21 protein-coding genes are annotated in these 21834 nt (G+C 63.6%); 13 read left to right on the plus strand and 8 right to left on the minus strand.

Annotated elements, in window-relative coordinates:
- Window positions 1-21: 21 nt before the first annotated feature.
- From AC56PL_RS02120 to AC56PL_RS02145, 6 genes are all read right to left on the minus strand, one after another.
- On the minus strand, window positions 22-1038 hold the full coding sequence (locus AC56PL_RS02120; RefSeq protein WP_497152878.1) for an ABC transporter permease: 1017 nt from the start codon (window positions 1036-1038) through the stop codon (window positions 22-24).
- A 30-nt stretch (window positions 1039-1068) separates the two neighbouring features.
- Complete coding sequence (locus AC56PL_RS02125) at window positions 1069-2631, minus strand: sugar ABC transporter ATP-binding protein (protein WP_497152879.1); 1563 nt, start codon at window positions 2629-2631, stop codon at window positions 1069-1071.
- Window positions 2631-3614, minus strand: a complete 984-nt coding sequence (locus AC56PL_RS02130) for a substrate-binding domain-containing protein (RefSeq protein ID WP_497152880.1) — start codon at window positions 3612-3614, stop codon at window positions 2631-2633. Before AC56PL_RS02130 ends, AC56PL_RS02125 begins: the two co-directional genes overlap by 1 nt.
- A 142-nt stretch (window positions 3615-3756) precedes the next feature.
- Window positions 3757-4374: a flavin reductase family protein gene (locus AC56PL_RS02135; RefSeq protein WP_497152881.1), complete on the minus strand. Its 618-nt coding sequence runs from the start codon at window positions 4372-4374 to the stop codon at window positions 3757-3759.
- Window positions 4371-4925, minus strand: a complete 555-nt coding sequence (locus AC56PL_RS02140) for a dihydrofolate reductase family protein (protein ID WP_497152882.1) — start codon at window positions 4923-4925, stop codon at window positions 4371-4373. Before AC56PL_RS02140 ends, AC56PL_RS02135 begins: the two co-directional genes overlap by 4 nt.
- A gap of 12 nt (window positions 4926-4937) precedes the next feature.
- A complete protein-coding gene (locus tag AC56PL_RS02145; RefSeq protein ID WP_495514779.1) occupies window positions 4938-5513 on the minus strand; it encodes a TetR family transcriptional regulator C-terminal domain-containing protein in 576 nt (191 codons plus the stop codon).
- Window positions 5514-5645: 132 nt separating this feature from the next.
- On the opposite strand from AC56PL_RS02145, the gene AC56PL_RS02150 reads away from it, so the two are divergent.
- Window positions 5646-6467, plus strand: a complete 822-nt coding sequence (locus tag AC56PL_RS02150; RefSeq protein WP_497152883.1) for a DUF2786 domain-containing protein — start codon at window positions 5646-5648, stop codon at window positions 6465-6467.
- Window positions 6468-6543: 76 nt separating this feature from the next.
- On the plus strand, window positions 6544-7059 hold the full coding sequence (locus AC56PL_RS02155) for a TIGR04338 family metallohydrolase (RefSeq protein ID WP_497152884.1): 516 nt from the start codon (window positions 6544-6546) through the stop codon (window positions 7057-7059).
- A 4-nt stretch (window positions 7060-7063) separates the two neighbouring features.
- On the opposite strand, the gene AC56PL_RS02160 is transcribed toward AC56PL_RS02155, so the two are convergent.
- On the minus strand, window positions 7064-7738 hold the full coding sequence (locus tag AC56PL_RS02160) for a GAP family protein (RefSeq protein WP_497152885.1): 675 nt from the start codon (window positions 7736-7738) through the stop codon (window positions 7064-7066).
- 105 nt (window positions 7739-7843) lie between these two features.
- Window positions 7844-9772, minus strand: coding sequence for a CocE/NonD family hydrolase (locus AC56PL_RS02165; RefSeq protein WP_497152886.1), 1929 nt, complete (start codon window positions 9770-9772; stop codon window positions 7844-7846).
- Window positions 9773-10305: 533 nt separating this feature from the next.
- Here AC56PL_RS02165 and rplJ point away from each other — a divergent pair.
- The 11 genes from rplJ (at window position 10306) to AC56PL_RS02220 (ending at window position 21827) form a co-directional block, all read left to right on the plus strand.
- A complete protein-coding gene (gene rplJ / locus AC56PL_RS02170; protein WP_495514784.1) occupies window positions 10306-10866 on the plus strand; it encodes a 50S ribosomal protein L10 in 561 nt (186 codons plus the stop codon).
- 66 nt (window positions 10867-10932) lie between these two features.
- Window positions 10933-11313 carry a 50S ribosomal protein L7/L12 gene (gene rplL, locus AC56PL_RS02175; protein WP_495516012.1) on the plus strand — a complete coding sequence of 127 codons (381 nt, stop codon included), beginning with the start codon at window positions 10933-10935 and terminating at the stop codon, window positions 11311-11313.
- Between the two features lie 341 nt (window positions 11314-11654).
- Window positions 11655-12821 (plus strand): ATP-binding cassette domain-containing protein, encoded by a 1167-nt coding sequence (locus AC56PL_RS02180; protein ID WP_495514785.1) that lies wholly within the window; start codon window positions 11655-11657, stop codon window positions 12819-12821.
- Complete coding sequence (locus AC56PL_RS02185) at window positions 12822-13628, plus strand: MlaE family ABC transporter permease (RefSeq protein WP_482135614.1); 807 nt, start codon at window positions 12822-12824, stop codon at window positions 13626-13628. It abuts the gene before it with no gap.
- Window positions 13625-14494 carry an ABC transporter permease gene (locus tag AC56PL_RS02190; protein ID WP_495516013.1) on the plus strand — a complete coding sequence of 290 codons (870 nt, stop codon included), beginning with the start codon at window positions 13625-13627 and terminating at the stop codon, window positions 14492-14494. The genes AC56PL_RS02185 and AC56PL_RS02190 overlap by 4 nt, the downstream gene beginning before the upstream one ends.
- A 4-nt stretch (window positions 14495-14498) precedes the next feature.
- Window positions 14499-15866: an MCE family protein gene (locus AC56PL_RS02195; protein ID WP_497152887.1), complete on the plus strand. Its 1368-nt coding sequence runs from the start codon at window positions 14499-14501 to the stop codon at window positions 15864-15866.
- On the plus strand, window positions 15863-16930 hold the full coding sequence (locus AC56PL_RS02200) for an MCE family protein (RefSeq protein ID WP_495514787.1): 1068 nt from the start codon (window positions 15863-15865) through the stop codon (window positions 16928-16930). Before AC56PL_RS02195 ends, AC56PL_RS02200 begins: the two co-directional genes overlap by 4 nt.
- 58 nt (window positions 16931-16988) lie before the next feature.
- Window positions 16989-18026 carry an MCE family protein gene (locus tag AC56PL_RS02205; RefSeq protein ID WP_497152888.1) on the plus strand — a complete coding sequence of 346 codons (1038 nt, stop codon included), beginning with the start codon at window positions 16989-16991 and terminating at the stop codon, window positions 18024-18026.
- Entirely contained in the window at window positions 18026-19285 is a 1260-nt protein-coding gene (locus tag AC56PL_RS02210) for an MCE family protein (RefSeq protein WP_495516014.1), read from the plus strand. The genes AC56PL_RS02205 and AC56PL_RS02210 overlap by 1 nt, the downstream gene beginning before the upstream one ends.
- A complete protein-coding gene (locus tag AC56PL_RS02215; RefSeq protein WP_497152889.1) occupies window positions 19285-20589 on the plus strand; it encodes an MCE family protein in 1305 nt (434 codons plus the stop codon). The genes AC56PL_RS02210 and AC56PL_RS02215 overlap by 1 nt, the downstream gene beginning before the upstream one ends.
- Window positions 20586-21827: an MCE family protein gene (locus AC56PL_RS02220; protein ID WP_495514790.1), complete on the plus strand. Its 1242-nt coding sequence runs from the start codon at window positions 20586-20588 to the stop codon at window positions 21825-21827. The genes AC56PL_RS02215 and AC56PL_RS02220 overlap by 4 nt, the downstream gene beginning before the upstream one ends.
- Window positions 21828-21834 lie beyond the last annotated feature (7 nt).

A 21834-nucleotide genomic window follows, 5' to 3' on the forward strand; every position in this document is an offset into this window, starting at 1 on the left:
GACGGTTGATCATGGTGAGCCCTACGTGGTGCGTGTGGCCGCGGCGCTGCGCCGGCCGATCAGTGCATTGATCAGCACGGCTCCGACGATGATGACACCGCGAATGACGTCCTGGAGAAACGAGTTCACGCCCAGTAGCACCAAACCGTTGCCGATGACGGTGATGAACACGACCCCGAGGAAGGTGCCGAGCATCGTCCCACGGCCGCCGGCGAGTGCGGCGCCGCCGATCACCACGGCAGCGATGATGTCGAATTCGAGGCCACTTCCTGCGCTGCCCGATCCGGCACCGAGGCGGGCAGCGAGCAAGATGCCGGTGATGGCGGAGAGCAGGCCGGTGGTGGCGAACAACAGGATTCGCACCTTGGTGAGGTTGATACCGGACAGGCGCGCCGCGGCCGCGTTGCCACCGATGGCGTAGACCGAGCGGCCGTATGCGGTGAACTTGGAGATGTACACGAAGATGGCGAACAGTGCGAACATGACGACCGCGGACGTCGGGATGCCCAGTATCGAGCCGCCGAGCAGGTCGAACAGGGCGCTGTCCGGCAACACCACGGGCAGTGCGTCGGTCAGGTAGAGACCGAGGCCACCCAGAACGCTCCACAAGCCCAGTGTCGCAATGAAAGACGGTACGCCGAATGACGCTCGTAGCCAGCCGGCGAGAGCGCCCCACGAAGCGCCGAGAACGAGAGTCATCAACACCGCGCCGCCGACGCCGAATCCCCACTGCGTGCTGCCCATCGCCACCAGCACAGAGGCGAACGCGACCGCGGGTCCGATGCTGATGTCGATGTCACCTGCGATGATCACCAGCGTCACGCCCCATGCGGCGATGCCGATCGTCGCAGCGTCACGCAGGATGCCCAGCTGATTCGCACCGTCCGTGAATCCCGCGGCACTGAGACCGAGCACGACGTAGAGCACCGCGATGGCAATCACGAGGCCGATCTCGTTCAGTTGATGGGTGCGCTTGCTCAGCCAGCTGCCCTTGGTCTCGTTGCCGCCCGTCGGACGGCTCTTCTCGGTGATGACCACAGGTCCTCTTTTCGTAAGTGTTGGGTGGTGCTACGCCGCCATCGCCGCGGCGAGAACGGAATCGATGGTGATGGCTGAGCCCGTCATCTCGTCGGCGATGGTGCCGTTGCGAAGTGCGATGACCCGGTCGCAGACGAGGGGTAGCTCCTCGAGCTCTCCTGACACGAAGATGACGGCGGCGCCACCGTCGGCGAGTTCGCGGACCAGCCGGTAGATTTCACCTTTCGCGGTGACGTCGACGCCGCGAGTGGGTTCGTCCAGCAACAGGATTCGGCTACCGGCATGCAGCAGGCGGCCGATGACCGCCTTCTGCTGGTTGCCACCGCTGAGGTTGACGATTGGCGTTTGGCCTGTTGCGGTTGCGATGGTGAGTTTGGAGATCAACGCCGAGGCCGCGGCCCGCACACGCCGGTAATCGATGGTCGGGCCGGTGCTGACGGCACCGAAGTCCGACATCATCATGTTCTCGTCCACGCCGAGCATCGGAACGATTCCCGAACCCTTGCGGTCCTCGGGGGTCATGCCCACTCCGAGGCGCTTCATCCTGGCCGCGGTCAGTCCGTCGATCGCTTTGCCCTGCACGGAGATCGATCCGGACGCGACCGGATCGAATCCGGCGATCGCGCGTAAGACCTCGCTCCGTCCGGACCCCATCAGGCCCGCGAGTCCGAGGACCTCACCGGCGTGAACGTCGAATGACACGCCGTCGACCTTGGGAGGAAGTCTGAGGTCTCGTACGGACAGCAGCGGCACCCCGGACCGGTCGACGACGCGCTCGGTGCGTTCTTGCACCTCGGTGACCGAACCCACCATCAGGGCGACCACATGCGCCGTGCTCGCGTCCTGTAGCGACACCGTTTCGATGACACGGCCATCGCGCAAGACCGTCGCGGTGGACGCGACCTGGCGGATCTCGTCGAGGCGATGACTGACGTAAATGACTGCGACGCCGCGTGATGCGATCCGAGTGACGGTGCTCAGCACGATCTGTACCTCGGCCGCCGCGAGTGCGCTCGTCGGCTCGTCGAGGATGAGCAGATGCGGACGGCGGCGGACCGCCCGACAGATCTCGACGAGCTGCTGCTCGGCAAGCGGAAGGTCCTCGATACGACTCGATGGGTCGATGGTCAACTCGAGCTCCTCGAGAACTGCTGCGGTCTCGCGCCGCATCGTCTCGTAGTCGATCCGGCCGTGCGCCCGCGGCCAAGCGCCGAGAAACATGTTCTCCGCCACCGTCAGTTGGGGTACCAGACTGAGTTCCTGATGAACTGTCTCGACGCCGAGCGTCGTCGACCGACGCACTCCACCGTTGTCCAGCGGTTCACCGTTGATCCGAATCGTCCCGCGATCGGCCGTTTCGACCCCGGACAAGATCCGGATCATCGTCGACTTACCCGCGCCGTTGCGTCCGAGGAGCGCCCGGACCTCGCCGCGGTGGATGGTGATCGAGGCATCGGTGAGCGCTTGAACGCCGGTGTAATGCTTTGTCAGGCCATCGATCTGGGCGACCACTGCGGTCGAGGTCTGATCGGTGTGTTCGGTCATGGTGGCCTTCCGTTGCTGGATCGGGTCGACGGAGTGGGAGTCGGTCATCACGGAATGCCGTCGGGATGTGCCTCGACCCACTGCGCGCCCGCCTCTGGTCCGACGTACTCGTCGATCGGCACGTTGATGAGGAATCTCTCAGGCTCCCTACCGTCGAGGATGTCGAACGCTGCGCGGCCGGCTAGCTCTCCGACCTTGATGCCCGATATGTCCGTGACACCTTTCAGGATGCTGTTGTCCTGCAACATTTCTGCCGCCTGGGTGGACATGTCGCCACCGAAGACGGCAATCCGTCCGGTCTTTCCGCGTGCTTGAACCGCCCGGACCGCCCCGATGATCTGGGACCCGGCCTCGCCGTAGAACGCCTCGATCTCCGGATTGGCGGTGAGCATCTGCTCGGCCTTCTCGACGGCGTCATCGAGCGTCAGGCCCTGCTGGTTCGCAACGATCTTGGCGCCGGGTACGCCGGCCAGGAGGGCCTCCTCGAAACCGATACGCCGCTCGATGCAGACCTCGAACTGCTCGCAGTTGATCACGCCGACATTGGGTGCGGCGACGCCCTTTTCCTGGAAGTACGCTGCCATCTGCCTGCCGGATGCGGCGCCGAACTCCTTCGGATCGCCGAGGATGTACGCCGAGACCAGCTTTTCGGCCGCCTCGTCCTCGACGCAGGTGTTGTAGCAGACGATGGGGACACCGTTCTCGTGCGCGAGTTCCAGTGCAGGAATCGAGGCCGTGCTCGACGCGGGAGAGATGATGAGCGCGTCGGCTTTGACCGACGCGATGGTGTCGACGAAGGTGCTCTCCTTCGACGCGTCCGACTGGATGTTGGCTTCGAGGAGTTGGGGCGCGTCGCCCGTGCCCGCGAAAGTGTCGGTGACCCCTCGCGCAACTCCGGCGTAGTAACCCTCGGCGTTGAGGTAGACAACGCCGATCCGTCCGTGTTCGCCGACAGTGCCAGAGCAACCGGCCAGCGTGACCGCGACCAGTGCGGTGCCGAGAACGGCTCGCCACTTCTTGTTGAACTGCAATGTGACCTCGATGTTTCGCCTTGGTAACTGTGCTGTGGAAAGAGTGACCCAAGACACGGATCGATGTCAATACTAAATTATTATTTATTTGTGGACAGGCCCTCTCACCTGCAAGTTTCGAACCAACGCAAGTGAGGTGGTGCTACTTTGGCCGCTCGAGGTTGACCACCTCGCCCGGCAGTCCCCACTCCGTGCGGCCCAGGCGGGCCATCGGGGCGAGCTTGGTGAAGTCAGGGTGACCGTCGTCGGCGGCAACGGCCGGATCGACGGACACCGCGACCACCCGACCCATCACGACCTGTGAGTTGCCGACTTCGACGATCTGATGCAGGACACATTCGATTGCGACCGGGCTGTCGCGCACGCGCAGGCAGTCGACAACCGACGCGGGTGCGGAAGCGACCCCGACGGCCTCGAATTCATTGACGTCTTCATCGAATCCGGCCGAAGTCGCGTTCACTGCGTGCATCATCGACTCGGTCGCGACGTTGATCACGAACTGGCCGGTGGCCCTGGCGTTGTCGGAACTGTGTTTGAAGCCGCCCACCGTCGTGAACTGCACGATCGGCGGATCCGTCGAACTGACGGAGAAGAAGCTGAAGGGCGCCAGGTTGTCGACACCGGCGGCGCTACGGGACGATACCCAGGCGATCGGGCGCGGCACGACCGACGAGGTGAGCAGCCGATAGAACTCTCTCGACGAGGTGTTGCTGTGGTCGAAGAGCTTGCGTTCGCTGTTCGGCTCGAGATTTTGTTTCACCGTTTCAGCATGGCATCCGGTATCACCCGGTACACAGACTGCACCAGGCCCTTGCTCAGTGTCACGGTCCGGGTGTGTTCGAGGAGGATGTCTTCGTCGATGAATCCGAACAGCGGTAGTCCCGAACCGAGGATGACGGGCACCGTCGTGATGGTCAGTTCGGTGATGATCTTGCGGTCCAGGAATCCGGTGATCAGCCGCCCGCCGTCGACATACAGGCGTCGTAGGCCCTCGTATTTCGCGGTCGCGAGCACGTCGTCGATGCTGCGGTGCACGGTTATGCGATCGTCGACGCCTGCGTCGAGTTGCGAGCTGACGACGAGGACGCGCATACCCTCGTACGGCCACTGCTCGAACGACAGGCCGACCTCGTAGGTGTTGCGGCCCATGGCAATTGCATCGATCGATGCGGCGAACTCGTCGTAGCCGGTTTCACTCATGTCGTCATCACGGCTGGTGAGCCAGTCGATGCCGCCGTCCTCACGGGCGATGTAGCCGTCGACGCTGGTCGCGATGAACACAGCGCCGGTGATGTCGGTGGTCGAGGTCATGGGAGCTTCCTTTCATCTCCACGCGGAGGTGAGGTTGTTGAACTCGGTGTCGAGGATTGACACCAGGGGGTTGGTCGGATCGATGGTCCATCCGAGGAAACTGCCCTCGAGCAGGGCGAACAGGGTGCGTGCAGCCGCCGCTGGGTCGGGGGCGTGGGGGAGTTCCCCAGCCTCGATCGCGCGGGCGATGAGAAGTTCGAGCTGTGAGCGTTTGCGCTGCCACCCCAGCGCCAACAGCCGGGTCAGCTCGGGATCGCCGAGGTCGGCGGCCAGTGACGAGACATGGTTTGCGGCCTCGTCGGGGTGGGAGTGGTCGATATAGGACCGCACCGACAGCCGATGCAGCGTCGCCAACGGCGTTTCGCCGGCTAGCGGTGCCGGGTCGGCGTCGATGGAATCGATCCAGCGCTGGGAGGACGCGATGAGGAGTCCACGCTTGGAGCCGAACCGTTTGACCAGCGTCGCGGCCGATACTCCCGCCTCCTGACCTGCGAGTTCGAGGGTGAATCGGGCGCTGCCGGTCCGGGCGAGCACCGCGGCAGCAGCGTCGATGAGTGCGGTATCGGTATTCACGCGCGGTCTGGCCACAGGAGTTAGTAAATCACTATTTCCTAATTCGGGCCAGGTGTGCTGCCGGCATTTGTCCCCACCAGAAGACCCGGTCCACAATGCGACGCCGCCCGAATGGTGAGGTCGGGGCCAACACCTAAGGTTGGACGGGTGCAGGACAACAAACTTCTGACCAAGATCGCGGGTCTGCTCCGCCAAGCCGAGGGCACAGACAACGAACACGAGGCGCAGGCATTCATGCAGGCGGCACAGCGGCTGGCCACCGCGGCGTCCATCGACCTCGCCGTGGCCAGGGCGCACGGCAACGGCAACCGGCGAGTGGCACCGGAGCAACGGAACATCGCGATCGGTGAGGCGGGCAAACGCGGTCTGCGCACGTACGTGCAGCTGTTTGTCGCGATCGCCAGGGCCAACGACATCACGTGCGACGTCGCGAGCAACTCGACCTTTGTCTACGCCTACGGATTTCCCGGCGACATCGACTCGTGTGAGGCGTTGTACAGCTCGCTCGTGGTGCAGATGGTCGCCGCCAGTGACGCCTACCTGAAGTCGGGGGATTACAAGGGTGAGACGTTCGCCCGGGTGGTCACCGAGCGTCGAGGCCGATATGCGCGCCGGGTCGTCGAGGAGAAGCAGCTCTCACCGATCACGGCCCGGCTGAACTTTCAGTCCGCATTCGCCGAACGGATCGGCAAGCGGCTCGCCGCCGCTCGCGACGAGGCACGGGAGCAGGCGGTCGCCGCCGACGGTGGCAACACCGAGTCGGGGACGGCATTGGTCCTGCGCAACAAGGAGATCGAGGTCCGGGATTTCCATCGGGACGTCTCGACGGCCAGGGGAACCTGGCGCTCCCACAGTGCATCGGCCGGTTACTCCGAAGGTGCGCGCCGGGCAGGTGACCGGGCCGGGCGTCGTGCACGACTGGGCGAAGACATCGCACTGGGTGGCCCTCGCGGGGCACTCGAGGCGTGACCACGCAAACGCTCCGCTTTTGTCAAGATGCTCCACGTATATGTGGAGCGTCTTCGAACAAGCGGAGCGTTTGGCGGTGAGCGAGCGCGACAGTCAGCGGTCGGCGTTGTATGCGGCAGAACGGCTGGTCCACAATGTGTTCGAGCGGGCCGCAGGTGGCGGGAACGTCCTGGCCATCGCCGGGACCACGGTCACCTTGCCGCCCGAGGCGAAGTTCGGATCGGTCGACTCGGTCCGCGACTACGTCGGGCGGGTGCTGACGATGGAGAGCGTCATCGCCCGATTCGCGCGGGCAGCCATCCCGGTCAGCGTACGAACCCGCCGCGGACAACATCAGGCGCACTACGAATACGACCCGGGCGGCGGCGCGGGAATGATCGCGGTTCCGGTTGCGACGCAGGGACGTTGGGCGATGCGGGAGTTGGTGGTTCTGCACGAGCTTGCCCACCACCTGAGTCCGGGATCGGCAATCGACAAACACGGACCGCGGTTCGCAGGCACCCTCATCGACCTGGTGGGTCTGGTGTTGGGGCCGGAGGCGGCGTTGGTCTATCGGGTCACCTTCGGCGACAGCGGGATCCGCGTCGGCTGAGCACTCAGAGGAGTCCGGTGATGCCGTTGACGATCAGCACGGCGCCGATGATTGTCAGCACCGCCGCCATGATGAGACTGTTGTGCCGGATCATCTGGTCCTTGGTGGCATCGAGCACCGACGATGCCCGGTCCCCGAGAATCGCCTTCGCGATGACCGGTGCCGCGACACCCAGGGTGCCGAGCACAGCGAGAACTGCCACCGAGATGGACTGGTGGGCAACAATTTCGGTGGCTGCCGCAATGGTTGTCGCTCCCGAGACGACCACCACCGCATTTTTCGGGTTGGTGGTGACCAGGAGAAAGCCCAGTCCGCCCGCCTTTGACGGGGTGATGGCCTCGAATGAGGCCATCCACTTGGGCATCGGTGGCGCCGAGTCACCCTTCGGTCGCCCGGACCAGTTCTTCGCCGCCAACGCCAGTGCGGCCGCGCCGACCACGATCCGCACGATGTCTGCCCATCGGGTCGAGCTGTCCGCGGAGTCGTCCACCGGTGCATCGACAATGGCGATCGCAACCACCGACAACACCACGATCCCGGCGACCCAGCCGGCCAGGAACGCGGCGACCGCGCGGTGCTCACCCGCCGACATCAAGACCAGGACCATGACGGCGACCGGCAGCGAGATCAGGGTGAGGCCGATCCCGATCGGGATGGTCTGGGCGATCGCGTCAACCACGACCAACTGCCCCTCGTGTGGTCGGGGCCATGGGCGCACTCTGCTGTGGGGTCGGCACGGTCGATGGTAACTGCGACGCGGGGGGTTTCGAGTTCGGTCGAGGTATTACCAGGCGGGTGTGCCGACCGCCTGGAAGGTCAGGTAGCTCTGATGAAATGGGTCGAGGACGATTTTCTGGGTCCGGAATCCGGCCTTGATCAGGTCGGGGAGGACCGCAAGGAACCGCGGCAGGCTGGCGGCGTACACATCGACACGCAGTCGGTGTCCGGGCTCGAGGATGGCATCGGTTGCGACCAGGTCGATGTCGAGGTCGACCGGCAGGTGCGGTTCGACCTTGAGCTTGCGCTTGAAAGTCAGCGGATGGTGGGCCAGGAGTAGCGACCCGTCTTCGGCGTACTCACACAACTCCGGATCCAGCGAGCGATTCGATGAGGTCAGTGATCCGTTCGACAGCACGGTCGAGGTGCCGTCCGGTGCAACATCATTGAGCGTGACCGCCCACAAGGCATCGGTTCCGGCGCAAGTGGTGCGCAGGTGCAGGTTGACCGAGCCGGAGATCTGAACGGAATCGGATACCGGCGCCGTGGTGAACGACAGTGCGCCCCGTTCCTGGAACCGGGCGTCGGTGGTGAACCGTTTGCCCAGCACCCGCGTCGCGCCTGCGGTCACCTGCGTCATGTCCCGCGACACCAGCCCGCGGGCGTCGGGGCGAATGCCCAGCGCGGCCGGCTCGGTGTTGACGGTGGTGCCGAGACTTCCGTCGTGGACGCTGTGCTTCGACGTATCCGAATGAGCCGCCGACAGATAGAGGCGCTGCACTCGGGAGTCGTTGCGCGGGAACGACTGTCCCGACGTCCACGAACCACCCTGCTGCTGCAGCGTCACCGGACCGTATTCGTCGACACCGTTGTCGATGCCCTTGAGCCAGCGGTCGAACCAGGCCCGCTCGAGAACATCGACCCGCGGCGGCGAGACCCGTCCGCCGAAGCCGAGACCGGCATCGATGTGATAGCCGTCGGCCATGACGAGCTGCTTCTGGCCGGGAGGCAGGTTGAGCTGGTTGTAGATCCGGGTTGCGCTGCGGCCGAACAGGTCGTGCCAACCGCCGAAGACGAACGTCGGTGCGGTGATCTGATCGATGTTCGGATCGCGTTCGTCGAAGTACGGATCGTCGTAGATCCGGGGATCGGTGCCGGTGAGGAATCCTCTTGCCAAAGAGCCGATCTCGGTCGCAGGGGAGGCGAGGCGATCCTTGAGCCAGGTGAGCCCGTTCGTGCCGAGCACGTCACCGAGCACGGTGGACGGATTGGGAAGCCACTTGAGCAGGTTCACCCCGGCCAGCCAGATCGGAATGAACACAGACGGGGCGCCGCCGGTGATGTAGATGTCGCGAACGATGTCTTCGCAACCCTCCACCGCGAAGACGGCCTTGAGGTGTGGTGATCCGTTGCCCGCGGCCTGCAGCGAGTTGATCGCCGAATATGACCAACCGGCCATACCGACGTTGCCATCGCACCACTGTTGGCAGGCGGCCCAATCGATGATCTCGATCGAGTCCTGCTGCTCGCGGTCGCCGAGGATTTGCCAGCGGCCATGAGACGAACCGGTACCGCGGACATCGACCACCAGCTGTACATATCCGCTCTGGACCAGCTTGCGGTTGATGCCGAAGACATCGAGGATGCCGCCGGACAGCGGCGGCAGTGGCAGGTGGTGGGTGGCCTGGTCGATGACGTCGAGGAACGCGCGGTTATAGGGATTGATGCTGACGACGGTGGGCAGCGCGGTGGTGACAGCCTCGCCGGACTTGTCGACCGGCCGGATCAACGTCGCACGCAACCGGACACCGTCGCTCATCTCCAGGTCGACGGACCGATCGATCGACACCGAAGCGAACTCCGGCTCGCCGTCGACCAGTTCGCGCCACCAACGGGCGTTCGCGCCACCGGTCGGATCGCCGAGGGGGAGTGTAGGAGCGGTCCGGCTGACCCCACGGCTCACCGCGGACTCGTACGGGCTCAACTGGTAGACCATGGCGCTCCCTCTCCACTGCCGGGAGGGATGCGGCGAAATCTGAAAACCCCGGTGCTGACCGGGGAATCCAGGTCGCGACAACACTCCATCGTGCTGCTGGACAGTGCTACCCGGTATTCGTGACCCGGCTCACACTGGACTGGTTGCATCAATGTAGCCGAGCGGGCGTTCGGTCGCGACAATCGGGTTAATCCGGCTTCACAAATTGATCCGGATGTGGCCGATTTGTGACCGGGAGGCACTTACCGGTAGTGTTGCCCCTTGGTGTTCGCGGGTCATATGCCTGCGGACGCCAGTTCAACCAGAGACCGTTGGTTACCGGTACGCGATCATCGCGGATCGGCCGAAGGCCCGACTTTCGTCGGCGGCCCACGCAGGGAGAACGAGGTATCGCAGTCAGGTGGCATCATGCCACTTCGCTCGTGTGCGCCCCGTGCCCTGTGCCGGGGCGTTTGTCGTTGGTGGGGCACTTGGCCCATCCGATACGTCGCGCTCCAACGTGCCAACCGACACGTCATGAGAGGAGGCGAAGTATGGCAAACACCGAAAAGGTTTCCGCGGTTGCGGAGATCACCGAGCAGTTCAAGGGAGCCACCGCAGCAGTTGTCACGGAATACCGTGGCCTGTCGGTCAAGCAGATCTCTGAGCTGCGTCGTTCACTCGGCGAAGGCGCCGTCTACTCCGTCGCCAAGAACACCCTGGTCAAGCGTGCCGCAGCTGATGCGGGCGTGACCGGTCTGGACGAGCTGTTCACTGGCCCCACCGCTATCGCCTTCATCGAGGGTGAGCCGGTTGTGGCGGCCAAGGCGATCAAGAACTTCGCCAAGGACAACAAGGCTCTCGTCATCAAGGGTGGATTCATGGATGGCCGCGCGCTGTCCGTGGATGAGGTCAATCGGATCGCCGACCTCGAAACCCGTGAGGTACTCCTTGCGCAGCTCGCCGGTGCCATGAAGGGCAACTTGGCAAAGGCCGCGGGTCTGTTCACACAGCCCGCATCCCAGGTCGCACGTCTTGCGGCCGCACTGCAGGAAAAGAAAGCTGCCTCGGGCAGCGAAGAAGCCGCGGTCGCACCCGCAGAAGCGGCCGAATAAAACCCCACCAACATTCCCGGCGCGCGTCACCGTGCGCCCATGGGAAAGACAGAAAGGATTGCCACCATGGCGAAACTCTCATCTGACGAGCTCATCGAGCAGTTCAAAGAACTGACCCTGCTGGAACTCAGCGAGTTCGTGAAGAAGTTCGAAGACGTCTTCGAGGTCACCGCGGCTGCTCCGGTCGCCGCTGCTGCTGCCGCTCCGGCTGCCGCTGAAGCCGCTGCTGAGCAGGACGAGTTCGACGTCGTGCTCGAGTCGGCCGGCGACAAGAAGATCCAGGTCATCAAGGTCGTCCGCGAGGTCGTCTCCGGACTGGGTCTGAAGGAAGCCAAGGATCTCGTCGAGTCTGCCCCCAAGGCACTGCTCGAGAAGGTCGACAAGGATTCCGCCGAGGCAGCCAAGGCCAAGCTCGAAGAGGCCGGCGCCAAGGTTTCCGTCAAGTAATTCTGATCTGACGACGGTCTGGTTCGCCGGATCCACTCAGAGCGCACAACGACCCGCAGCTTCGGCTGCGGGTCGTTTTGTTTTTTCGCCTCAGCAAATTTTTGGGCGTCGGCAGAAATTTTTGGACGACGGCGGGTGGCGACGGAAGTTACTCGCGGGTAACTGAATTTTTCCTCTACCTGCGGCAACCGAGGCCGGACGGTGTCGCCGTTGTCGAGGCTCCGGTATGACCGAGTCTGTGAAACCGCGACAGCGCGTTTATTCATTACGTTCTGTGGGTTAGAGTGAGCCGAACCACAGGTTCCGCGACGGGGGCGGACTTCATTTGGAGGGACATTTAAGTGGGTGTTGAGGTCAGTGTCGAGGGACTCACGAAGTCGTTCGGGTCGCAGAATATTTGGCGTGATGTCTCGCTGACCCTGCCGCAGGGTGAGGTGAGTGTTCTGTTGGGCCCGTCCGGTACGGGTAAGTCGGTGTTCCTCAAGTCGCTGATCGGATTGCTGCACCCCGAACAGGGGTCGGTGATCGTCGACGGAACCGACATCACGAAATGTTCCTCGCGTGAGCTCTATGAGATCCGCAAACTGTTCGGCGTCCTGTTCCAGGACGGCGCGTTGTTCGGGTCGATGAGCCTGTTCGACAACATCGCGTTCCCGCTTCGTGAGCACACGAAGAAGAAGGAAGACGAGATCCGTCAGATCGTGATGGACAAGATCGAGCTGGTCGGTCTGACCGGAGCCGAGCACAAGCTGCCCGGTGAGATCTCCGGCGGTATGCGCAAGCGTGCCGGCCTGGCCCGTGCCCTGGTCCTCGATCCTCAGATCATCCTGTGCGACGAGCCCGACTCGGGTCTGGACCCGGTCCGCACCGCCTACCTGTCGCAGCTCCTCATCGACATCAATGCCCAGATCGACGCCACGATTCTGATCGTGACCCACAACATCCAGGTCGCTCGGACCGTGCCCGACAACATCGGCATGCTCTTCCGCAAAGAACTGGTGATGTTCGGTCCGCGCGAGGTGCTGCTGACCTCGGACGAGCCGGTGGTCGATCAGTTCCTCAATGGCCGTCGTATCGGACCCATCGGTATGTCCGAGGAGAAGGACGACGCGCAGCAGAAGCGCGAGCAGGAGATGGTCGACGCAGGCCACTCCGACGGCGGTACTGCTGAGGATGTCCGCGGTATCGTTCCGCAGCTACAGGCCACCCCGGGACTGCCCGAGCGTAAGGCTGTCGGACGTCGTCAGGCCCGGGTCCGTGAGATCTTGCATACCCTGCCGCCTGCCGCGCAGAAGGCGATCGAGGAGAGCTTTGTGCAGGAAGACGCTGCGCAGGAGAATCAGCGCCAGGCCGCGCATCGGATGGCCCCGGCAGGTGCTCCCGCTTATGAACAGACCCAGGGTTACGAGCAGACGCAGGGATATGACCAGACTCAACCCCAATTCGCCGATTCTGATGCTCAGACCGAGCAGTTCCCCCCGTACCGCCCCGGGGACAAGGCTCTGTAGATGACCAGTGCCACCACGCGTGGTGTCGATCGGGTTGCAAAAGCCGGTACGGGCGCGCTCGCTCAAACCGGCAACATTGTCCAACTGTTCGTCGATGTTGCACGCCAGACATTCGTGCGCCCTTTTCAATGGCGCGAGTTCATCCAGCAGGCCTGGTTCATCGCAAGTGTGACCATCCTGCCGACCGCGCTTGTCGCCATCCCGTTCGGCGCGATCGTGTCACTGCAGACCGGATCGCTGATCCGGCAGCTCGGTGCCGAATCGTTCACCGGTGCCGCCAGCGTGCTGGTGGTGATCCAGCAGGGCGCACCCCTGGTGACGTCGCTGCTGGTGGCAGGTGCCGCCGGATCGGCGGTCACCGCCGACCTCGGTTCGCGGACGATTCGTGAAGAGATCGACGCGATGAAGGTGTTGGGTATCAACCCGGTTCAGCGTCTTGTCGTCCCGCGTGTGTTGGCCATGATCCTGGTGGCCGTGCTGCTGTGTGGCCTGGTCTCTGTTGTCGGCATCGGCGGAGGGTATTTCTTCAACGTCATCGTGCAAGACGGAACACCGGGTGCCTACCTGGCGTCGTTCAGCGCGCTTGCGCAATTGCCGGACATTTATGTGGCCGAGATCAAGGCCGCGGTGTTCGGTGTGATCGCCGGAGTGGTCGCGGCGTACAAGGGACTCAATCCCAAGGGTGGTCCCAAGGGTGTCGGTGACGCGGTCAATCAGGGTGTCGTCATCACCTTCCTGCTGTTGTTCTTCGCGAACTTGATCATCACTGCGGTCTACCTGCAGATCGTTCCGGCCAAGGGTTCATAGGAGAACAGGTGACGATCGCCAAAGGCAGAGGAGAGCTCGGCTACCGCGCAGGCAAGATCGCGCGCATTCCGTTGCGGGTCCTCGATGGTGCGGGCGACCAGATGTCGTTCTACGGACGCGCCATCGGGTGGTCGCCGCGCACCATCCGCCGCTACCCCAAAGAGCTGCTGCGGCTGCTCGCCGAGGTCGCATTCGGATCGGGTGGACTCGCCGTCATCGGCGGCACCATCGGCGTGATGGTGCTGATGTCCGGCTTCACCGGTGTCGTCGTCGGGCTGCAGGGCGCCAACGCGCTCGACCAGCTCGGTTCGCAGGCCCTGACCGGATTCCTTGCCGCATATGCCAACACCCGTGAGGTCGCGCCGCTCGTCGCCGGCCTCGCGTTGTCGGCGACCGTGGGTTGTGGTTTCACCGCGCAGCTCGGCGCCATGCGGATCTCGGAAGAAATCGACGCACTCGAGACGATGGCCGTGCCGTCGATCCCGTTCCTCGTGACCACCCGCGTGCTGGCCGGCTTTGTTGCCGTCATCCCGCTGTACGTGCTCGGACTGTTGTCGGCCTACTTTGCATCGAGACTGATAGCCACGCAGTTCACCGGCCAGTCGTCCGGTTCCTACGACCACTACTTCAACCTGTTCCTACCCCCGGAAGATGTGCTCTGGTCGTTTGGCAAGGTGCTGATCTTTGCCTTCGTGATCATCCTCGTGCACTGCTACTACGGCTACTACGCCACCGGCGGTCCCGCCGGTGTCGGTGTGGCGGTCGGGCACGCCGTGCGCGCGGCCCTGGTGATCATCGCGCTTCTCGACTTCTTCCTGGGACTGGCAATCTGGGGCACCACGACCTCCGTACGAGTGGGGGGCTAACCCGATGCAGGCACTACGCCGCCGGGCCCTGGGCCTGGTGTTCTTCCTCGTTGTCGCATTGTTCTTGACGTTGACGATCATGCAGTACAACAAGTCGTTCACCAGCACGGTGGATGTGAAACTTCTGACCACGTCGGCGGGCAACGCACTTCCGACCAGCGCCGATGTGAAGGTCCGCGGACTCATCATCGGTGAGGTCAGCAACGTCGCACCGGACATCGAAGACGGCTCGGTCATCGTCACGCTCGCGCTGCAGCCCGACAAGGTCGAGTTGCTGCCGACCGACACCACCGCGCGCATCCTGCCCAAGACCCTTTTCGGCGAGCGCTACGTGGCTTTGCAGATCCCCGAAGGCCAGGAGGGCTCTTCGGCCGATCATCTGTCCAACGGGGCGACCATCGAACAGGACCAGTCGGGTAACGCCGTCGAACTCCAGGAACTGTTCGACGAGCTGCTGCCGGTCCTTGACGCCATCCCGCCTGCCGATCTGAACGTGACGTTGTCGGCGTTGTCGAAGGCGTTGGCCGGAAACGGTGAGAAGTTGGGGACGAGCCTGTCCGAGCTCAACACGATCTTCTCCGAGATCAACGAGAACATGCCCGAACTGCAGGGCACTCTGCGAGGACTGGCGAGTTTCTCCCAGACCTACTCCGAGGCTCTGCCCGACCTGGTGGATTCGTTGGACAACCTGCGCACGACAACCAACACGCTGTACGAGAAGCAAGGTGATCTGCGGACCACCATCGCCGCGGTCACCCAGGTCGCCATCGACGGCACCAACTTCCTGGTGACCAACCGGCAGGACCTGGTCGATCTGGCCATCGAATCCGAGCCACTGCTCACGGCCCTGGCCGCGCAGTCCCCGGCGTTCGGTTGCACGTTCGAGAACTTCGCCGGACTCGTGCCGGAGGCCAATGTCATCACCGGGCTGGGCACCGAGAACCCCGGCGTCCGGGTGAACCTGCAGTTCGTGAACCCGAGAGGCCGGTATCTGCCCAACCAGGACGAACCGCGCTTTTTCGATGAACGTGGACCGATCTGCTACGCGCCTGCGACCAATGGCAGGCCGTTCCCGCAGTACCCGGGTGGTTCGGTGAACGACGGCTCCTATCAGCCGCCGTCCCGCAACGCCGGTCCGCGCAACATTCCCCAGATGCCGGCCGCGCAGTACTCGACGATGCCCGAGGGCTCGGCATCGGAACAGACTGCGCCCGAAGAAAAGCGGGTCACGAACTACAACGATCCGCGGAACAAGCTCCAGATGCAGGCCATCGTGGCGGCCTCGGCCGGTAAGGATCCATCCGAGGTTCCGGGCTGGATCACGCTGCTCGCCGCGCCCACCGTGCAGGGAGCGCAGGTGACCATCAAATGAAGGGCTTGATTGCGCCACTGATCAAACTGATCGTGTTTGCGGTGGTCACCGTGTTCGCGACGTCGGTGCTCGCGTTTGCGGTCGCCAACGGTGGGGCCGGAGGCGGCACCGATTTCAAGGCGATCTTCGAGGACGCGACCCAGGTGGCACCCGGCGACGACGTCCGGATCGCGGGCGTCCGCGTCGGCCAGGTCAGCGGCGTCGAGATCCACGATCGCACCCAGGCCAAGGTCAGCTTCTCGGTCGACCGAGACCGGCTCCCGGCCGGGGTCAGGGTTGTGATCAAGCTCCGAAACCTCACCGGCCAGCGCTATCTGGCCCTCGAGAAGGGGCCGGGCGATCAGACCCAGACCATCGGTGGCGGATCCACCATCGGACTGCCCAACACGGTCGAGGCGATCAACCTCACCGAGCTGTTCAACGGATTCAAGCCGTTGTTCCAGCAACTGACGGCCGACGATGTGAACAAGCTGTCGGCGTCGATCATCCAGGTCTTCCAAGGGGAGAGCGGCACGATCTCGGAGCTGGTCCGCGACACCGCCAGCCTGACCAACACGATCGCCGACAGAGACGCGGTGATCGGCAGCCTGATCGACAACCTCAATGTGGTGCTCGGCAACCTGAACGCGCATGACGACCAGTTCACCTCGTTGCTTACCAACACCGAGAAGTTCGTGACCGGTCTTGCCTCGCAGAAGGAATCGGTCGGGTCGGCGATCACATCGTTGTCCAACCTGACCGCGGTGACGGCCTCGATCCTGCAGCCCACCCGGTCGTCCATCCAGGGTTCGATCGCAGCCCTCAACGACCTCGGAACCACGGTCGTGGAGCAGCAGGACTCGATCAAACAGACGCTGACCACCCTGCCTGTCAAGCTCCAGAAGATCGGTCGGGCGGCCACCTTCGGCTCGTGGTTCCAGTTCTATCTCTGTGGCTTGGATGTGACCGCCGGAAACGGTACGAGTGTGCTGCTGACACAGCCACTGATCCCGTTGCCGGACATCAACCATGTCCTCTACACCAGCGCTGCGACGCGGTGCTGGGCGAACCAGGACCCGCCGTGAGGTCGACAAACAGGAACATGACAACGCGCAGACTGACGCACGGTAGGGGGGTGACGCTATGAGTGATCGACGGCCAGGTGAGGGCAGGAGCCCGGTGACCGTGGGGTTCCTCGGCATCCTGATCCTGGTGATGGTGTCGTTGTCCGCCTTCTTCCTCAACTCGTTGCCGCTGATCGGGGCGGGTGTCACCTATGCCGCGAACTTCTCCGAGGCGGCCGGGCTCAAACCCGGTGCCGAGGTGCGCGTCGCCGGCGTCAAGGTGGGCGATGTGCGCACGGTCGACCTCGACGGCGACAAGGTCCGGGTCGAGATGCGCGTGACCAACGCCTGGATCGGCAACCAGACCAAGGCGTCCATCCAGATCAAAACCGTTCTGGGACAGAAGTACATCGCGCTCGATCCGCAGGGCAACAAGATCGCCGACCCCGACGAGGTCATCCCGCTCAGTCGGACCACCTCGCCCTACGACGTGATCGAGGCGTTCTCTGATGCAGCCGAACAGGTCGACGACCTCGACACCGACCAGCTGGCGAAGAGCATGCGCACGCTCTCGGATGCTTTTTCGGGAACACCTGCAGACCTGCGGTCGTCGCTCGACGGTCTGACCCGGCTCTCGGAGACCATCGCCAGCCGCGACCAGAAGGTGCAGGAGTTGCTGGCCGCCACCAAGGACACCTCCAAGCTCCTGGCCGACCGGAACAACGAGTTCGAACGGCTGATCTCCGGAGCGGGGGAGTTGCTGACCGAACTCAACAATCGTCAGCAGTCGATCTCGACCCTGTTGTCGAGCACGATCACGTTGTCGGATGCGTTGTCGGGCATCGTCAAAGACAACCAGGAGCAGATCGGTCCGACGCTCGAAACCCTCAAGCAGGTGATTGTGATCCTTCAGGATCAGAACGAGAACCTGCGGCAGTCGTTGACCTACATGGCACCGTTCTATCGGCTGTACACCAACGTTCTTGGTAACGGTCGCTGGTTCGAGTCCGTGGTCACCAACATCCTGCCGCCGGCATTGCCGCAACAGAACACCACGCGGCCCCCGGTCATGAACACGACAACACTCAACAGCGGCGGAACGGAGGCCGGCGGATGATGACCACGGCACGCGACCTCCAGGGCACCCGGGGACCCGGGCGCTGGTTCACTCCCAAACACATCGTGTTCATCGTCATCGCGCTGATCCTGGCGCTGCTGATCGCCGGCTCGTTGTGGTGGGTTTTCAAGCGCGTCACCAGCACCACGGTGACAGCGGATTTCCGGAGCAGCGTCGGTATCTACGAGGGCAGCGATGTCCGGGTGCTCGGTGTTGCCGTGGGCCGGGTGACCGAGGTGACCCCGCAGGGTGACCAGGTCCGCGTGAAGATGCGCGTCGACGGCGATGTGAACCTGCCCGCCGACGTCGGTGCCGCGCAGATCACGCCGTCCGTGGTCGCCGACCGATACGTTCAGCTCACCCCGGTCTACACGGAAGGCCCCAAGGCTCCGAAGAGCTTCACCCTTCCCATCGAGAAGACGATGGTCCCGGTGGAGGTCGACGAGCTCTATGCCAGCGTCGAGAAGCTGTCGACTGCACTCGGGCCCGAAGGTGCCAACAAGGACGGTGCGGTCTCGGAACTGGTGGCCACCGGCGCCGAGAACCTTGGCGACAACGGTGAGGCGCTGGGGGAGACCATCCGCGGACTGTCGAAAGCCGCGGACACCCTCAGCGACTCGCGCGGCAACATCGTCGACACGATCAAGAACCTCGACAGCTTTGTCGGGATGCTGGCCGAAAACGACCAGCAGGTGCGGCGATTCAACACCCAGATGTCCTCGTTCAACACCTTCCTGGCCGGCGAACGCGAACAGCTCGGTACCGCCCTGGACAAGCTGTCGGTGGCGCTCGGTGATGTCGCGGGATTCGTGCAGGACAACCGTGAGGCGCTCGGCGACGCGGTCGAAGGCCTGATCCCGACGACCCAGATGTTGGTGGACACAAAGGAATACCAGAAGGAAATCCTGGAAGTGCTCCCGGTGACATTGTCGAACCTGGTCAATGCCTACAACGCGGAGTCGGGGACACTCGACCTGCATCTGACCCTGCCCGAGTTGCAGAACTTGCTCGGTGCGCAGTGTGGCCTGCTCGATCTGGGCAAGCTGAAGCCCGGCGACCCGGCATTCGAACAGTTCAGCTCGACCCTGCGGCCGATCATCGACCAGTGCAAGGACGTTGCCGAGCAGATCAACGACGGCATCACGACGCCGACGCTGAACCTGCCGTTCGGCATCATGAGTAACGAGAACAACCAGAATCGCGGCCCCGTCCCAGGAACGGTGCCCGGTACTCCGGCACCGGGATTGGGTGGCAACTGATGAACCGGTGGTTCAAGGCGGGCGCTGCAGCGCTGATCGGCGCTGCGGTGATCGCGGTGGGTGGTTGCGGAAGTCAGGGACTCCAGTCGGTCCCGCTTCCCGGCGGTGCGCCGTTGGGGGACAACCCGCGGACGTACAAGCTCCAGTTCCTCGATGTGCTCGATCTGGTGCCGCAGTCGACGGTCAAGTTCAACGGCGTCGAGGTGGGACGGGTCCAGGAGATCAAGGTCGCGCCCGACAAGTGGACGGCCGAGATCACCATCGAGGTGCAGAATCGCGTCGACCTCTCCGACCAGGCGCGTGCCGAGATCCAGCAGACGAACCTCCTCGGTGAGAAGTACGTGGCGCTGGAAGATCCGCAAGAGAACGCAGATCTGCCCCGGCAGAATCCGGCCGAGGTCATCGGATGTCCCGGTGTCGGGGACGCCGACTGTCGCACCCGCACGGCAACGGACATCGAACAGGTCCTGGGTGCGTTGTCGTTGCTGCTCAACGGCGGTGGCGTCGCACAGATCAAGCCGATCGTCGACGAGCTGAACACGGCGCTCGAGGGTCGTCAGACCGAGGTCAAGGGTCTTCTCGACGAGACCGCGCGCCTGATCAACGGGCTCGACGAGCAGAAGAACAATATCGTCACCGCGCTCGACGGACTCGACGCCCTGTCGACCCGGGCGCGCGCCCAGACCGACCAGATCAATCGGGTGCTCGATGAATTGCCGAAGGGCGTCAAGGTTCTCGAGGAGCAGCGGCCGCAGTTCGTGACGATGCTCCAGCAACTCGACAGCCTCGGCGACGCCGGGGTTGCGGTCCTCGGGACTGCCCGCGACGAGATCATCACCGATCTCAAGGCATTGCGACCGGTGCTGCAGTCCCTCGCGGGGGCTGCTCCGGACATCGTCACCGCGGCGCCGCTGTTGTTCACGTACCCGTTCCCGGACAACCTGTTGCCCGCTGTCATCGGTGATTCGACCAACCTGTTCGCCAACCTCGACCTACGGCTGCTCAATCAGCTCGAGGCACTCGGCGTCGGGCAGGGCGAACCGGTGTACAGCCCACCGCGGACCGGGCCGACACCCAAGATCGATCCGAAGAATCCGTACTACAACGGCAACGGACCGCGTCTGGGGTGGCCGACCATCACGTTGCTGCCGCTGCCCAACGCACAGCCGGGCCCAGACACCCCGCCCTCGGGTGGGCAGTACGCGCTGATGCCGGATGAACGGGGCCAACAGAGCTTCATCGAGGGTCCGATGAACCTGTTGACCAATGCCAATGCCGGACCATTGGAAGGTGGTGGGTCATGATCTCCAAGGTCGCGAAGTGGCAGCTCATCGTCTTTGTGGTCGTCGGTTTGATCGCGCTGGTCTACGTCGGTGCCACATATGCCCGGCTGGACCGGCTCGTGGGCGTCGGTTCGTACACGGTCAAGGCCGAGTTCCCCGATTCCGGTGGCATCTTCACCAACGGCGAGGTGACGTATCGCGGTGTGCCCGTCGGCCGCGTCGGGCCGTTGACGCTGCAACCCGACGGTGTCCAGGTTGAACTGGTCCTCGACTCCGGTGGCCCGAAGATCCCGGATTCGGCGATAGCAGTCGTCGCCAACCGTTCTGCGATCGGTGAGCAGTACGTGGATCTGCGGCCCAAGAACAACTCCGGGCCATATCTCAAGGAGGGGTCGGTCATCACCGACACGCAGATCCCGCCACCGTTGCAGGATGTGCTGAAGTCCGCGGTCGATTTCACCGGCTCGATTCCGGTGGACGATCTGCGGACCGTGGTGACGGAATTGGGCAAGGCATTCAACGGCAATGCCGATAATCTGGAGTCGTTGGTCGATTCGCTGGCGAACCTGTCCGAGGCGGGTCTGGACAATCTGCCGCAGACGATTTCGTTGATCCAGAACAGTGACACCGTGCTCGGAACCCAAGCCGACCAGTCGGACGAGATCCTGGCGTGGTCACGCAATCTGGAACTGGTGACACAGACACTGCAGGCCTCTGATCCGGCCATCCGGCGACTGTTGACGACCGGTACCGCAAGCGCCACACAGATCTCACAACTGTTGCAGGACAGCGGCGGCGACCTCACCACGGTGGTCCGCAATCTCGCCGAGACGGTCAACACGATCGCGCCGACGTTCTATGGCATCAGCCCGGCGCTGTCGTTGCTCTCGGCGCTGTCGAGCGGTAGCTACGGACCGACCCCCGGTGATGGCACCATCCACTTCGGAATCGTGCTCGAGGTCAACAATCCACCCGCCTGCACGGTCGGGTACGAGAGCACCGAGGCGATCATCGAGGCGGAGAAGGCCAAGAACCCCGACTTCGATCCCAACTACGACGACTTCCCATTCAACACCGAGGCCAATTGTGATGTGGCACAGGGAAATCCGACTGGTGTGCGAAGTGCGGACCGGGCTCAGTTCGCTGACCCGAACACGCCTCAGCCGTGGGACAACAACCCGAAGAAGATGCCCGACACCCTCAATCTGAATCCGATTGCGAAACAGATGGCTGCGCTGTTGGGCGTGCGGGAGAAGTGAGTGTTTC

The organism is Williamsia sp. Y721, from assembly GCF_059683565.1.

What these genes read in the sequence shown, in the direction of transcription:
- AC56PL_RS02125 (WP_497152879.1), bottom strand. Translation starts at nt 2,631, where the DNA reads ATGACCGACTCCCACTCCGTCGACCCGATCCAGCAACGGAAGGCCACC.
- AC56PL_RS02140 (WP_497152882.1), bottom strand. Translation starts at nt 4,925, where the DNA reads ATGACCTCGACCACCGACATCACCGGCGCTGTGTTCATCGCGACCAGC.
- AC56PL_RS02165 (WP_497152886.1), bottom strand. Translation starts at nt 9,772, where the DNA reads ATGGTCTACCAGTTGAGCCCGTACGAGTCCGCGGTGAGCCGTGGGGTC.
- rplJ (WP_495514784.1), top strand. Translation starts at nt 10,306, where the DNA reads ATGGCAAACACCGAAAAGGTTTCCGCGGTTGCGGAGATCACCGAGCAG.
- rplL (WP_495516012.1), top strand. Translation starts at nt 10,933, where the DNA reads ATGGCGAAACTCTCATCTGACGAGCTCATCGAGCAGTTCAAAGAACTG.
- AC56PL_RS02185 (WP_482135614.1), top strand. Translation starts at nt 12,822, where the DNA reads ATGACCAGTGCCACCACGCGTGGTGTCGATCGGGTTGCAAAAGCCGGT.
- AC56PL_RS02195 (WP_497152887.1), top strand. Translation starts at nt 14,499, where the DNA reads ATGCAGGCACTACGCCGCCGGGCCCTGGGCCTGGTGTTCTTCCTCGTT.
- AC56PL_RS02200 (WP_495514787.1), top strand. Translation starts at nt 15,863, where the DNA reads ATGAAGGGCTTGATTGCGCCACTGATCAAACTGATCGTGTTTGCGGTG.
- AC56PL_RS02205 (WP_497152888.1), top strand. Translation starts at nt 16,989, where the DNA reads ATGAGTGATCGACGGCCAGGTGAGGGCAGGAGCCCGGTGACCGTGGGG.
- AC56PL_RS02210 (WP_495516014.1), top strand. Translation starts at nt 18,026, where the DNA reads ATGACCACGGCACGCGACCTCCAGGGCACCCGGGGACCCGGGCGCTGG.
- AC56PL_RS02215 (WP_497152889.1), top strand. Translation starts at nt 19,285, where the DNA reads ATGAACCGGTGGTTCAAGGCGGGCGCTGCAGCGCTGATCGGCGCTGCG.
- AC56PL_RS02220 (WP_495514790.1), top strand. Translation starts at nt 20,586, where the DNA reads ATGATCTCCAAGGTCGCGAAGTGGCAGCTCATCGTCTTTGTGGTCGTC.